The organism is Rhodocista pekingensis, assembly GCF_042665545.1.
GTDB lineage: Bacteria > Pseudomonadota > Alphaproteobacteria > Azospirillales > Azospirillaceae > Rhodocista > Rhodocista pekingensis.
This window is the reverse complement of record NZ_JBHTCM010000010.1, coordinates 498,183-510,309: the sequence shown is the minus strand read 5'-3', so window position 1 is coordinate 510,309 and position 12,127 is coordinate 498,183. Positions and strand designations below refer to the sequence as shown.

Here is a 12,127-nt window from a genome sequence, read left to right as displayed (position 1 = left end):
CGGTGGTGACGATCAGGGGGCCGGGGCTGGGACGATGGCCGGGACGCAGAACGAGGGGGACGGCGCCACGCTCACCTTCCGGCAGCGCTTCATCGCCTGGTGGGAAGGCTACGATCTTTCCGGGCTCCGCCGCGGCGGCAGGGACGGCGGGGCCGACGGGGGAGCGGGGGGCGCGGGCGGCGCGGGCGGCGCCTCCGCCGCGGCTGGCGGGGGAGCCGGACGGTCGCGCAACCGCTACGGCAAGCCGCTCTGGACCGCCACCCGGGTGCAGGTGGCGGAGAAGATCTGGGGGGAGGGGTTCTCCACCCCCGGCGGGCTGGAGCACATCTCCACCCTGATCAAGCCGCTGGGACTGAACCCGGCGATGAGCGTGCTGGACATCGGCGCGGGCCTGGGCGGTTCCACCCGGACCATGGCGCAGCAGTGCGGTGCCTGGGTCACCGGGCTGGAGCACGACCCCTTGCTGGCGGAGAAGGCGAAGCAGCTTTCGCAGAAGGCCGGGCTGGCCAAGCAGGCGCCGGTCGAGTTCTTCGATCCGGAGAACTTCGTCTGGACCAAGCGGGTGGATGCGATCTTCTCCAAGGAGACGTTCTTCACCATCCACAACAAGGATGCCCTGATCGACACGATGGAGCTGGCGCTGAAGCCGCGCGGCCAGTTCCTGTTCACCGACTATGTGCAGGACCGGGTGACGCCGCGCGGCCGCGACTACGACGCCTGGATGAAGCACGAACCGGTTGAACCGCATCCCTGGACCGTGGACCAGTATGTCGGCGCCATGCAGCAGCGGAACCTGGACATCCGGATCACGGAGGACATCTCCGACATGCACCGCGGGCTGGTGCTGACCGCCATCCAGGATCTGGTCCGCCATCTGGAGACCGTCTCCATGGACCACGACACGAAGCTGGCCGTGGTGGACGAGGTGGAGATGTGGGCCCGCCGGCTGGCGGCGCTGGCCGGCGGGCTGCGCTGCTATCGCTTCTACGCCATGAAGCCCGCCGACCTGAGCTGACGGGCCGTCCCCGACAGGGGATCAGCCCGTCTGCCGCGGCGACACCGGCAGCGGCACGAACAGCGCGCCGTCCGGCGTCTGGCGCAGCACGACGATGGCCTCCCGCCCCTGTCTGCGCGCCTCGGTGATGGCGTTCTGAAGGTCCTCCGGCGAGGTCACCTCCGACTGGTTGGCCCGGGTGATCAGGTCGCCCGGCTGGAAGCCGCGCTGGGCGGCGGGAGAGTTCGGGGCGACACCGACGACGACGGTGCCCTGCATGTCCGCCTCCAGCCCGAAACGCTCGCGCAGGGGCGGGGTCAGCGGCGCCAGGGTCAGGCCCAGCGTGGCCTCCCCGGCCTTCCCGCCCGGCTCGGCCTCCGCCACCTGCTGCTCGCGCGGGAGCGTGCCGACCTTGGCGGTCACGGTCCGCTCCCGGCCCTGGCGCAGCACGCCCAGTTCCACCGTCCGGCCCGGGTCGGTGTCGGCCACGGCGCGCGACAGGTCGCGCGGGCGTTCCACCGGCCTGCCGTTCAGCGTGGTGATCAGGTCGCCGGTCTCTATCCCGGCCTGCGCGGCGGGGCTGTCCGCCGTGACGGAGGAGACGAGGGCGCCGCGGACCTCCTTCAGGCCCAGGGCGGCGGCGATCTCCGGCGACACCTGCTGGATCGTCACGCCCAGGAAGCCGCGTTCCACGAAGCCGCGCTCCTGAAGCTCGCGCGCCACCGAGCGGGCGATCTCCGACGGCACGGAGAAGCCGATGCCGATGTTGCCGCCGGAGCGGGAGAAGATCGCCGTGTTCACGCCGATCACCTCGCCCTTCATGTCGATCAGCGGACCCCCGGAATTGCCGGTGTTGATGGCGGTATCGGTCTGGAGGAAGTCGTCGTAGTTGCCCGCGCCGATGTCGCGCGCCCGGGCGGAGATGATGCCCGCCGTCACGCTGCCGCCCAGGCCGAAGGGATTGCCGATGGCGATCACCCAGTCGCCCACCTCCGCCGCCTCCGAATCGCCCCAGGCCAGGGCGGGCAGCGGCTGTGACGCCTCCACCTTCAGCAGCGCGATGTCCGTCGCCGGGTCGGTGCCGATCAGCTTCGCCTGATAGGTGTCGCCGGACGGGAAGGCGACCTCGATCTCGTTGGCGTTCTCCACGACATGGTTGTTGGTGACGATGAAGCCGGCCGGGTCGATGACGAAGCCCGAGCCCAGCGCCCGGGTCGGCCGCGGTCCGCCGCCGTCGGGACCGCGGCGGCCGAAGAACTCACCGAAGAAGTCCTCCAGCGGGCTGCCCGGCGGCAGTCCGAAGGGCGGTCCGCCCGGGGGGGCGCCGGGGCCGCCGGGTCCGCCCGGCAGCTCCCCCGGCACCTGGGCCGGGATCTCCCCGGCGGCGGTGATGGTGACCACGGCCGGCAGCTTGTCCTTCGCCAGGGCGGAGAAGCTGGCCGGGGCCGACCGCATCGGATTGTCCGGGCCCGCCGGCTGGCCGTTGACGGGCTGCGCCTCGCCCCGCTTGCCGGAGGCCGGCGCCTCCGCCCGCTGTGCCAGGGCGGGGCCGGCGGCGAGCAGGACCGCCAGGGCCAGCGCGGCCATGCCCCGACGGCGGGCACCTCTCCCCCCGGGCGGAATCCTGTGGCCGGGTGCCCCATGGACGGGTGCCCCATGGACGGGTGCCCCATGGACGGGTGCCCCATGGACGGGTGCCCCATGGACGGGTGCGTTGGCGAGCGGCATCATGGGCGGGTTCCTCCGTCTCGGGTCCGACACGTCGAGAGGGAAACGCGAAAAGCGCCCGTTCGTCTCGGGCGGGTCCGATCTTGGCACAGTCTCCGCACAGTCTCCCGGAACCCGGCTCCCGGCAGGTCCGGAGGGGGCGACATGGCCCGCGGCTGTATCCCCGTACCGATGACGTTGACTCCGCTGCGGCTGCCGACTATGGTCCCGGCCTTCGTTTGAACGCCTCCAGCGCCGAGTAACTCCGATGAAAGTCGTCAACTCCCTCAAGTCGATGAAGACCCGCCACAAGGCGTGCCGCGTGATCCGGCGCCGGGGTCGCGTCTACGTCATCAACAAGCTGAACCCGCGTTTCAAGGCCCGTCAGGGCTGACCATCGCCGGTTCGACGGGCGTCCGCGCCCGACGGAACAACGCCCCCGGGAAGCCTTCCGGGGGCGATGTTTTTGTTGCCGGTCCCTCCGGCCGCGCCGCCGCATTTCCTTGAAACCCTGCCGGGCCCGCTTCATCCTTCCTGCCCACCTCAGGAAGAAGGACGCGGCCCCATGCGCATGCCCGATCCGGACGACAGGGTCTTCCGCAACCGCGACGCCCTGCTGGCGCGGCTGCGCCGGGCCGTGCCCGGTGGCGTCATCGCCGAGGAGGATGCCCGCCGCCCCTATGAGACGGACGGGCTGACCGCCTACCGCCAGCTTCCGCTGGTCGTGGTGCTGCCGTCCTCCACGGCGGAGGTGGCGGAAACGCTGCGCATCTGCCGCGGCATGGGGGTCAAGGTGGTGCCGCGCGGGGCCGGCACGGGCCTGTCCGGCGGCGCCCTGCCGCTGGCCGACGGGGTGCTGCTGGGGCTTTCCAAGCTCAACCGCATCCTCGACATCGACTACGACAACCGCACCGTCACGGTGCAGCCCGGCGTCACCAACCTGGGCATCACGCACGCGGTGCAGCACCGCGGCTTCTACTACGCCCCCGATCCCAGCTCCCAGATCGCCTGCACCATCGGCGGCAACGTCGCGGAGAATTCCGGCGGCGTGCATTGCCTGAAGTACGGGGTGACGACGAACAACGTGCTGGGCGTGGAGTTCGTCACCATGGAGGGGGAGGTGGTCCGCCTCGGCGGCAAGCACCTGGACCCCGAGGGCTACGACCTGCTGGGTGTGCTGAACGGGTCGGAGGGGCTGCTGGGCGTGGTCACGGAGGTGACCGTCCGCATCCTCCAGAAGCCGGAGACGGCGCGGGCCGTGCTGCTGGGCTTCCCGTCGGTGGAGGCGGGCGGGGCGGCCGTGGCCGCCGTGATCGCCGCCGGCATCATCCCCGGCGGCATGGAGATGATGGACCGCCCCGCCCTGAACGCGGCGGAGGACTTCGTCGGCGCGGGCTACCCGCGCGAGGCCGAATCGCTGCTGATCGTGGAGCTGGACGGGCCGGCGGCCGAGGTCGATCACCTGATCGAGCGGGTCGAGGCCATCGCGCGGGAGAACGGCGCCTTCTATTCCCGCGTCTCCCGCTCGGAGGAGGAGCGGGCGGCCTTCTGGTCGGGGCGCAAGAATGCCTTCCCCGCCGTGGGCCGCATCGCCGCCGACTATATGTGCATGGATGGGACCATTCCCCGCCGGGCCCTGCCGCAGGTGCTGCGCCGGATGACGGAGATGCAGGCCGAGTTCGGTCTGCGGGTCGCCAACGTCTTCCATGCCGGCGACGGCAACCTGCATCCGCTGATCCTGTTCGACGCCAACCAACCGGGCGAGTTGGAGCGGGCCGAGGCGTTCGGCGCCGCCATCCTGACGCTGTGCGTGGAGGTCGGCGGCGTGCTGACCGGGGAGCATGGCGTGGGCGTGGAGAAGCGCGACCTGATGACCGTGCAGTTCGCCGCGGCGGACCTGGAGCAGCAGCAGCGCCTGAAATGCGCCTTCGACCCGGCCGGGCTGCTGAACCCCGGCAAGGTGTTCCCGCTGCTGCACCGCTGCGCCGAACTGGGCAGGCTGCACGTTCCGCGCGGCCAGCTTCCCTTCCCGGACCTGCCGCGGTTCTGACCCGCCGCCCCGCCCGCCCCCCGATCTCCCGCATGCGGAACGCCCTCCCATGAGCATCTTCCGTCCCGACACCGAAGCGCAGGTCCTGGATGCCGTCCGCTGGGCGGTGGCGGAGGCGCAGCCGCTGGAGGTGGCGGGCCACGGCAGCAAGCGCGGCCTGGGCCGGCCGGTGCAGGCGGCGCACACGCTCGACCTGTCCGCCCTCTCCGGCATCGTCGCCTACGAGCCGGAGGAGCTGATCCTGGTCGTCCGCCCCGGCACGCCGCTGGCCGAGCTTCGCACGGTGCTGGCCGGCCGCGGCCAGTGCCTCGCCTTCGAGCCGCCGGATCTGGCGCCGCTCTGGGGCGGGGCGCCCGACGCTGGCACGGTGGGCGGCACGGTGGCGGCCGGCCTGTCGGGTCCTGCCCGTCTCCGGGCGGGGGCGGCGCGCGACCACATGCTGGGCGTCACCGCCGTTTCCGGCCGGGGGGAGCTGTTCCGGGCCGGCGGTCGGGTGGTCAAGAACGTCACCGGCTACGACCTGCCGAAGCTGCTGACCGGCTCCTTCGGGACCCTGGCGGTGATGACGGAGCTGGTGCTGAAGGTGCTGCCGGCGGCGGAGCTGTCGCGCACGCTCGTGCTGGCCGGGCTGGAGGGGCGCCACGCCGTGCAGGCGATGGCGGACGCCATGGGCAGCCCGGCCGAGGTGTCGGGAGCCGCCTGGGTGCCGTCCGACCTGGGCCTGCCCGGCATCCCGCCGCGCACCCCGTCCGTCGCCCTGCGGCTGGAGGGGGTGGCGGTGTCCGTCGCGGCGCGGCTGTCCCACCTGACCACGCTGCTGGGGGGCCGCGCCGCCACCGCCGTGCTGGAGCCCGCGGAGTCGGCCGCCTTCTGGGCGCGGCTGCGCGACGCCGCCCCGCTGGTTGAGCGACCCGACCTCGTCGTCTGGAAGCTGTCCGTCCCGCCGATGGAGGGGGCTGCCGTGCTGGAGCGGGTGCGCCGGGCCGTGCCGGGCACGCTGGGCTGGCTGGACTGGGCCGGCGGGCTGGTCTGGCTGGGACTGCCGCCGCCCGCCGAAGCCGGGGCCGACTCCCAGGCTGCCGCCCAGGCCGCCGTGGTGCGGGCCGCCATCGGCGGTGCCGGCGGGCACGCCACCCTGGTGCGCGCGCCCGAGCCGGTGCGCGCCGCCGTTCCCGTCTTCCAGCCGCAGCCGCCGGCGCTCGCCGCCTTGTCGGCGCGGGTGCGGCACCAATTTGATCCCAAGGGGGTGCTGAACCCCGGACGGATGGAACTGGGAGCCGCGGCATGAGCGGAGCGACGGGAACCGAACCCCTGGAGCCGGGGAGCTGCGGCCTCACCACCCTCTACAACGGCCGCTGCCCGGTCTGCCGGCCGGAGGTGGAGCACTATGCCCGGCTGGACGCCCGCGCCGGCGGCGGCAACGCCTGGATCGACCTGTACCGCGCGCCGGACCTGCTGGCCCGCCACGGGCTGGACGCCGAGACGGTGAAGCGCCGGCTGCACGTCATCGGGCCGGACGGTCGGGTGGCGACGGGCGTGGACGCCTTCCTGCTGATCTGGCGGTCGCTGCCGCGGTACCGCTGGCTGGCGGCCCTGGTCGGCAGCCGCCCGGTCCGTCCCGCCGCCGGGCTGGTCTACGACCGGGTGCTGGCACCGCTGCTCTACGCCCACACCCGTCGCCGCGAGGCCCGGGAGCGCGGCCGGTGATTGATTCCGGCGGCGACCCGCCCATGCTAGAAAGACCGGAACCGGCGGAGGTGTCGCCATGCGCAACGTGACCGTGAAGCAGGCGGAAGCGGACCTGGAGGCCCTGATCGAAGCGGCCGGAGCCGGGGAGGAGGTCGTGATCGCCCGGGAGGGCGGTCCGGCGGTCCGGCTGGTCGTCGTCGAGCATCCGGGCCCGGGGCGCCGGCCACTGGGAACCGTCCCCGGCGACATCTGGATCGGACCCGATTTCGACGATCCGTTGCCGGAGGAGATGCAGGCCGCATTCGAGGGGCGGGGTCCCTGACGTGAGGCTTCTGCTCGACACCCATGCCTTCATCCGGGCCCGCGTCGAAGGGCTTACGCTGGTGACCGCGGACAGGAGCATCGCCATGTACGACGTCCCGATCCTCGACGCGGCGGCGTGAGCGCATGCAGACGAACTTCACCCTGGCCCAGCTTGCCGATGCCGAGACCGCGGAGTCCGAGGCGGTACTGCGCAAGTGCGTCCACTGCGGCTTCTGCACGGCGACCTGCCCGACCTATGTGCTGCTGGGGGACGAGCTGGACAGCCCGCGCGGCCGCATCTACCTGATCAAGGACATGCTGGAAGGCGGCAAGCCGGCGACGGAGACGGTGGTCCGGCATGTGGACCGCTGCCTCTCCTGCCTGTCCTGCATGACCACCTGCCCCTCGGGCGTCCACTACATGCATCTGGTGGACCACGCCCGCCATCATATCGAGAAGACCTGGCGGCGGCCGCTGGCCGACCGGCTGCAACGGCGCCTGCTGGCGGCCGTCCTGCCCTATCCCGGCCGCTTCCGCTGGGCGCTGCGCGCCGCCCGGCTGGGCCGCGCCGTCCGCCCGCTGCTGCCGGCCCGGCTGCGGGCCATGCTGGAGCTGGCGCCGACGAAGGTCCATGCCCCGACCCGGCAGGAGCGGCCGGGCGTCTTTCCGGCGCACGGAAAGCGGCGGCTGCGCGTGGCGCTGCTGGGCGGCTGCGTGCAGCCGGTGCTGGACCCGGCCATCAACGAGGCGACGATCCGCCTGCTGACCCGGCTGGGGGCGGAGGTGGTGATCCCCGAGGGCCAGGGTTGCTGCGGCGGGCTGACCCACCACATGGGTGCGCGCGAGCCGGACTTCGCCCCCGCCAATGTCCGCGCCTGGACGCGGGAGCTGGCGGCCGCGGGCCTGGATGCCATCGTCGTCACCGCGTCGGGCTGCGGTACGACGGTGAAGGACTACGGCTTCATGCTGCGGGAGGACCCGGAGCTGGCGGAACCCGCGGCCCGCGTCTCCGCGCTGGCGCGGGACGTGACGGAGCTGGTGGCCGAGCTGGGCCTGCCGCCCTCCACCCTGCCGCGGCGCCTGCGCGTCGCCTACCATTCCGCCTGCTCCTTGCAGCACGGCCAGCAGGTGCGGGAGCCGCCCCGCCGGCTGCTGCGCGAGGCCGGGTTCGAGGTGCTGGAGGTGCCGGAGGGGCATCTCTGCTGCGGCTCCGCCGGGACCTACAACATCCTCCAGCCGGATCTGGCCGGACAGCTCCGCGCCCGCAAGGTGCGCAATATCGAGAGCATCCGGCCGGAGGTGATCGCCGCCGGCAACATCGGCTGCCTGACCCAGATCAGTCACGGCACGTCCATTCCCGCGGTCCATACGGTGGAACTGCTGGACTGGGCCACCGGCGGGCCGGTTCCGGCGGTGCTGGCGGGACTGGACGGGGTGGCTTCCGCCTAACGCGCCCGCAGCCGTTCCAGCGCCCGCTCCTCGGCGGCGGGGGACAGGCCGTGCGGGTGCAGATAGGCGTCGTCGAACTGCGCCCGCCGGGCCAGTGCCGGCCGGTCGGGCAGGACGATCCCGCTGCCCGCCGTCTCCAGCAGGCCCGCTTCGCGGAGCTGGCGCAGGGTGCGGTTGACATGGACGATGCTGAGCCCCAGCAGGTCGGCCAGCACCTCCTGCGTGGCCGGAAGCGAGAAGCGCCCGCCCTCGGCCAGCCCGACCCGCTCCAGCCGGTGGTCCAGTTCCAGCAGCAGATGGCCCAGCCGTTCCAGCGCCGTGCGCCGGCCCAGGCTGAACAGCCGTTCCGCCAGGATGCCCGTCCCCACCGCCTCCAGATGCAGCAGGGCCAGGGCCAGCCGCGGCCGGTCGTGCAGCAGCGCCGGCAGCAGCCAGGGGTCCAGCCGCGCGACCCGCGCCGGTCCCAGCGTCTCCAGCCCCTCGCCGGGGCGGCCCGCCAGCCCGCCGTACAGCCCGACCGGATCCCCCGGCAGGACCAGATCCGTCACCTGCCGCCGCCCGTCGGGCAGGCTGCGGCAGCGGATCGCCCAGCCCTCCAGCAGGACCAGCACCGGGCCGGTCCCGTCGTCTCCGTCGTCGCTCAGGCCGGTGCGCGGCGGCACGGCCTCCGCCGCCGCGGTTAGGCGCGCGAGGACGTCGCGCTCGGCCCCGTCGAGCGCGATCACCGAGCCGATCCGTCGAACCAGCACATTGTCCATCGCGGCCCCCATGGGGTCGTCGCTTGGTGTCGTCGTTCAGTCAGGACGTTGACTTCCGCTACCTTGGATTCATACGCAAGTGTGGAAAGAGAAAGAAGGCCGTGACGTCCTTCCAGTCGCGGGTCCGAAGAGGTACTCCGGTCGTCCGATGCGCTTCTGCGCCGCAGCATGTAATAACTGGGACAGTCCCGGAATTCCGGCTGCCCTTAACCTATGTGAATTGCAGTGCTCCGGTTCCCTGACTAGATAGCGCCGGCCGCGGCGCTCCCCTTCGCGCCGCACCATTCCCTCCCTCCGAGCCAGGAAGGCCCCCGATGACGCCTGTGTCCCGTTCCAAGCACCCCGGCGGGCCGGAGCCGGCCGCCGCCAGACCCGTGGCGCTGGTGATCGAGGATGACGGCGTGATCTCCCTGGAACTGCGGCTGATGCTGGCGCGGCGCGGCTGGCGCTCCATGGCGGCGACCAACTGGGAGGAGGCTTTCCTCTGCTGGCGCCGGGACCGCTGCGACCTGCTGGTGGTGGACGGCTCCCTGCGCGACGGGGAAGACGGCATCGCGCTGGCCCGGGCGCTGACCGGGGACCGGCCGACGCCGCTGGTCTTCGTCACGGCGGGGCCGGAGCGGGTGGAGGATGCCGGCCTGACCGGCGTGCCGGTCGTGGCCAAGCCCTTCATCGCGCGGGAGTTCCTTGCCGCCGTGGAACGCGCGCTCGCGGCTCCGGCGGCGGCCGGCCGCACCGCCCGGGTGGCCTGACCGGCCCCGGGCGGCGGTCCTGCGCGGCGGCCCCCTGCGCGGGAGCCTGCCCCTCAGTCCAGCGCCTCCAGCTCGTCGATGAAGCGGCGCAGCAGATCCAGCCCCTTGGTCCAGAAGGCGGGATCGGTGGCGTCCAGACCGAACGGGGCCAGCAGCTCCTTGTGGTGCCTGCTGCCGCCGGCCGCCAGCAGGTCCAGGTAGCGGCGGGCGAAGGCGTCGGAGCCGTTCTGCCGCGTCGCCTCCTCATAGGCGGCATAGAGGCTGTTCACCAGGCAGTCGCCGAAGGCGTAGGCGTAGACGTAGAAGGGCGAATGGACGAAGTGCGGGATGTAGGCCCAGTACGTCCGGTAGCTCTCGTCGAAGCGGAAGGCCGGGCCCAGGCTCTCCGTCTGCACCTCCATCCAGATCGCGTTCAGCCGCTCGGCCGACAGTTCCGCCTCGCGCCGCTCGGCATGGACCCGGCGCTCGAACTCGTAGAAGGCGATCTGGCGGACCACCGTGTTCAGCATGTCCTCCACCTTGCCGGCCAGCAGCGCCTTGCGCTTGCGCGGGTCGGTGGTGCGCTCCAGCAGGCCGCGGAAGGTCAGCATCTCCCCGAACACGCTGGCCGTCTCGGCCAGCGTCAGCGGCGTGTCGGCCTGGAGGTGGCCCTGGCCGGCGGCCAGCACCTGATGCACGCCGTGGCCCAGCTCGTGCGCCAGCGTCATCACGTCCCGCGTGCGGCCCAGATAGTTCAGCAGCAGATAGGGATGCGCCGCCGGCACGGTGGGGTGGGCGAAGGCGCCGGGGTCCTTGCCGGGGCGCGTCGGCGCGTCGATCCAGGCCTTGTCGAAGAAGCGCTGCCCCACCGCCGCCAGATCGGGCGAGAAGCGGGCATAGGAGGACAGCACGATCTCCCGCGCCTCCTCCCACGGCACGATGCGGTCGTCATCGTCCGGCAGGGGCGCGTTGCGGTCCCAGTAGTCCAGCCGGTCCTGGCCGAACCAGCGGGCCTTCAGCGCGTAGTAGCGGTGCGACAGGGTCGGATAGGCCGCCTTCACGGCGGTGACCAGCGCCTCCACCACCTCGTCCTCGACCCGGTTCGCCAGATTGCGGGCCGACCAGGGCTGGGCGTAGCTGCGCCAGCGGTCCTCGATCTCCTTGTCCTTGGCGAGCGTGTTGGTGATGTGGGTGAACAGGCGCAGGTTCGCCCTCAGCACGCCGCCGATCGCCAGCGCCGCCTCGCGCCGGACGGACTGGTCGCGGTCGGACAGCAGGTTCAGCGCCTCCGCCGCCGTGAGATCGCGGCCGCCGACGGGGAAGCGCAGGCCGGCCAGCGTCTCGTCGAACAGCCGGACCCAGGCGGCGCGGCCGGCGACGTACTTCTCATGCAGCAGCCGCTCGGCCTCGTCGGAAAGCTGGTGCGGCCGGAAGATGCGGGTGTCGCGCAGCCAGGGGCCGTATTTCGCCAGCTCGGGCGCTGCCAGCTTCGCCGTCAGATCGGCGTCTTCCAGCCGGTTGATCTCCAGCGTGAAGAACAGCAGGTGGACGGAGATCGCCGTCACCCGCTCCTGCATGGACTGGTAGAAGCGCCCGATCTCCGGGCTGGAGCGGTCGCCGGCATAGAGCAGGCCGGCAAAGGACATGATCCGGGCCAGCCGCTCGTCCAACGCCTCGAACTCCGCGACCGCGCGGCCCAGCTCGGCCCCCGTCAGGCCGGAAAGCCGGCCCTGGTAGCGGCCGGCGAAGGCGCGCGCCTCCTGCTCCGTCCGCTCCAGGTCCCGGGCCAGGTCGGGGCTGTCCGGGCCGGGATAGAGGTCGGTCAGGTCCCAGGTGGGAAGCCGGCCCAGATCGGGGGCGGATGCGGGGGCAGGGGTGGCGGCGGCACTGTCCATGGCTTTTCCTCTCTCCGGCACGCGACGGTAGCGGGCGATATGGGGCGACGGCAGGCATAGCCCAAGCCCCCCGATGCGCCCAGCCCTCCCTGTTCCCAGGCCCTCCCGTACCGCGCTCCGGCCGTGCGGCCGCAGGCGGACTGGCACGGGCCGCGCCGGCTGCGACCCAGGCAGGCGCTGGCCGCATTGGCCCTGCGCGCCTGGGGTGCTAGCATGGGTTTTCCTCTGGCATTGATGGAGCATGCGATGGGCACCCTGCGTGGCCCGGCGGACGGCCGTTTCGATTTCAGTGCGCTTCTGGCGCCGAGCGAGCTGTCCGGCATCGTCGACGCCGTCCGCACCGGCGAACTCTCGGCCCGGCGGGCGGCCCTGCTGCTGTCCCCGGACGCGACCGAGGATGACGTGCGCGCCCTGGTGGCCGAGCCGCTGCGCCGCGCCGCCTGACGCGGCGCGCGTTACGACCCGCGCGGATCACGGAAAACCGGCCGGTCGCCCCCAGGGGCTGCCCGGCCGGTTCCGTTTCCGCCTCTGCCCTTTTCCGCCTTTTCCGC

At 72.6% G+C, this 12,127-nt stretch carries 13 protein-coding genes; 10 read left to right on the top strand and 3 right to left on the bottom strand.

Going from position 1 to position 12,127, the window contains the following annotated elements; translation table 11 throughout:
• The first annotated feature begins 34 nt into the window (after positions 1 to 34).
• The gene (locus tag ACFQPS_RS10640) at positions 35 to 1,015 is read left to right on the top strand and encodes an SAM-dependent methyltransferase (RefSeq protein ID WP_377358813.1); all 981 of its coding nucleotides are present in this window, start codon (positions 35 to 37) and stop codon (positions 1,013 to 1,015) included.
• Positions 1,016 to 1,036: 21 nt separating this feature from the next.
• On the opposite strand, the gene ACFQPS_RS10635 is transcribed toward ACFQPS_RS10640, so the two are convergent.
• Positions 1,037 to 2,581, bottom strand: a complete 1,545-nt coding sequence (locus ACFQPS_RS10635; RefSeq protein ID WP_377358811.1) for a Do family serine endopeptidase — start codon at positions 2,579 to 2,581, stop codon at positions 1,037 to 1,039.
• 54 nt (positions 2,582 to 2,635) lie between these two features.
• Here ACFQPS_RS10635 and ACFQPS_RS10630 point away from each other — a divergent pair, with 54 nt between their 5' ends.
• The 7 genes from ACFQPS_RS10630 (at position 2,636) to glcF (ending at position 8,192) form a co-directional block, all read left to right on the top strand.
• A complete protein-coding gene (locus ACFQPS_RS10630) occupies positions 2,636 to 2,944 on the top strand; it encodes a hypothetical protein (RefSeq protein WP_377358808.1) in 309 nt (102 codons plus the stop codon).
• 25 nt (positions 2,945 to 2,969) lie between these two features.
• Positions 2,970 to 3,095 (top strand): type B 50S ribosomal protein L36, encoded by a 126-nt coding sequence (gene ykgO, locus ACFQPS_RS10625; protein WP_012567326.1) that lies wholly within the window; start codon positions 2,970 to 2,972, stop codon positions 3,093 to 3,095.
• Positions 3,096 to 3,266: 171 nt separating this feature from the next.
• Positions 3,267 to 4,751, top strand: coding sequence for an FAD-linked oxidase C-terminal domain-containing protein (locus ACFQPS_RS10620; RefSeq protein WP_377358806.1), 1,485 nt, complete (start codon positions 3,267 to 3,269; stop codon positions 4,749 to 4,751).
• A gap of 49 nt (positions 4,752 to 4,800) precedes the next feature.
• Positions 4,801 to 6,039 carry a glycolate oxidase subunit GlcE gene (glcE, locus tag ACFQPS_RS10615; protein ID WP_377358804.1) on the top strand — a complete coding sequence of 413 codons (1,239 nt, stop codon included), beginning with the start codon at positions 4,801 to 4,803 and terminating at the stop codon, positions 6,037 to 6,039.
• Positions 6,036 to 6,458, top strand: coding sequence for a thiol-disulfide oxidoreductase DCC family protein (locus tag ACFQPS_RS10610; RefSeq protein ID WP_377358802.1), 423 nt, complete (start codon positions 6,036 to 6,038; stop codon positions 6,456 to 6,458). Before glcE ends, ACFQPS_RS10610 begins: the two co-directional genes overlap by 4 nt.
• Before the next feature lie 58 nt (positions 6,459 to 6,516).
• Positions 6,517 to 6,762 carry a type II toxin-antitoxin system Phd/YefM family antitoxin gene (locus tag ACFQPS_RS10605; RefSeq protein ID WP_377358800.1) on the top strand — a complete coding sequence of 82 codons (246 nt, stop codon included), beginning with the start codon at positions 6,517 to 6,519 and terminating at the stop codon, positions 6,760 to 6,762.
• 125 nt (positions 6,763 to 6,887) lie between these two features.
• Positions 6,888 to 8,192, top strand: a complete 1,305-nt coding sequence (glcF, locus tag ACFQPS_RS10600; protein ID WP_377358798.1) for a glycolate oxidase subunit GlcF — start codon at positions 6,888 to 6,890, stop codon at positions 8,190 to 8,192.
• On the opposite strand, the gene ACFQPS_RS10595 is transcribed toward glcF, so the two are convergent.
• A complete protein-coding gene (locus ACFQPS_RS10595; RefSeq protein ID WP_377358797.1) occupies positions 8,189 to 8,962 on the bottom strand; it encodes a Crp/Fnr family transcriptional regulator in 774 nt (257 codons plus the stop codon). The genes glcF and ACFQPS_RS10595 overlap by 4 nt on opposite strands.
• 302 nt (positions 8,963 to 9,264) lie before the next feature.
• Between ACFQPS_RS10595 and ACFQPS_RS10590 the strand changes: the two genes are divergently transcribed.
• On the top strand, positions 9,265 to 9,702 hold the full coding sequence (locus ACFQPS_RS10590; protein WP_377358796.1) for a response regulator: 438 nt from the start codon (positions 9,265 to 9,267) through the stop codon (positions 9,700 to 9,702).
• A gap of 53 nt (positions 9,703 to 9,755) precedes the next feature.
• Here ACFQPS_RS10590 and ACFQPS_RS10585 read toward each other — a convergent pair whose 3' ends face one another.
• A complete protein-coding gene (locus tag ACFQPS_RS10585; RefSeq protein ID WP_377358794.1) occupies positions 9,756 to 11,576 on the bottom strand; it encodes a M3 family oligoendopeptidase in 1,821 nt (606 codons plus the stop codon).
• Positions 11,577 to 11,822: 246 nt separating this feature from the next.
• Here ACFQPS_RS10585 and ACFQPS_RS10580 point away from each other — a divergent pair, with 246 nt between their 5' ends.
• Positions 11,823 to 12,020, top strand: coding sequence for a hypothetical protein (locus ACFQPS_RS10580; protein WP_377358792.1), 198 nt, complete (start codon positions 11,823 to 11,825; stop codon positions 12,018 to 12,020).
• Positions 12,021 to 12,127 lie beyond the last annotated feature (107 nt).

What these genes read in the sequence shown, in the direction of transcription:
- ACFQPS_RS10640 (WP_377358813.1), top strand. Translation starts at nt 35, where the DNA reads ATGGCCGGGACGCAGAACGAGGGGGACGGCGCCACGCTCACCTTCCGG.
- ACFQPS_RS10635 (WP_377358811.1), bottom strand. Translation starts at nt 2,581, where the DNA reads ATGGCCGCGCTGGCCCTGGCGGTCCTGCTCGCCGCCGGCCCCGCCCTG.
- ACFQPS_RS10630 (WP_377358808.1), top strand. Translation starts at nt 2,636, where the DNA reads ATGGACGGGTGCCCCATGGACGGGTGCCCCATGGACGGGTGCCCCATG.
- ykgO (WP_012567326.1), top strand. Translation starts at nt 2,970, where the DNA reads ATGAAAGTCGTCAACTCCCTCAAGTCGATGAAGACCCGCCACAAGGCG.
- ACFQPS_RS10620 (WP_377358806.1), top strand. Translation starts at nt 3,267, where the DNA reads ATGCGCATGCCCGATCCGGACGACAGGGTCTTCCGCAACCGCGACGCC.
- glcE (WP_377358804.1), top strand. Translation starts at nt 4,801, where the DNA reads ATGAGCATCTTCCGTCCCGACACCGAAGCGCAGGTCCTGGATGCCGTC.
- ACFQPS_RS10610 (WP_377358802.1), top strand. Translation starts at nt 6,036, where the DNA reads ATGAGCGGAGCGACGGGAACCGAACCCCTGGAGCCGGGGAGCTGCGGC.
- ACFQPS_RS10605 (WP_377358800.1), top strand. Translation starts at nt 6,517, where the DNA reads ATGCGCAACGTGACCGTGAAGCAGGCGGAAGCGGACCTGGAGGCCCTG.
- glcF (WP_377358798.1), top strand. Translation starts at nt 6,888, where the DNA reads ATGCAGACGAACTTCACCCTGGCCCAGCTTGCCGATGCCGAGACCGCG.
- ACFQPS_RS10595 (WP_377358797.1), bottom strand. Translation starts at nt 8,962, where the DNA reads ATGGGGGCCGCGATGGACAATGTGCTGGTTCGACGGATCGGCTCGGTG.
- ACFQPS_RS10590 (WP_377358796.1), top strand. Translation starts at nt 9,265, where the DNA reads ATGACGCCTGTGTCCCGTTCCAAGCACCCCGGCGGGCCGGAGCCGGCC.
- ACFQPS_RS10585 (WP_377358794.1), bottom strand. Translation starts at nt 11,576, where the DNA reads ATGGACAGTGCCGCCGCCACCCCTGCCCCCGCATCCGCCCCCGATCTG.
- ACFQPS_RS10580 (WP_377358792.1), top strand. Translation starts at nt 11,823, where the DNA reads ATGGGCACCCTGCGTGGCCCGGCGGACGGCCGTTTCGATTTCAGTGCG.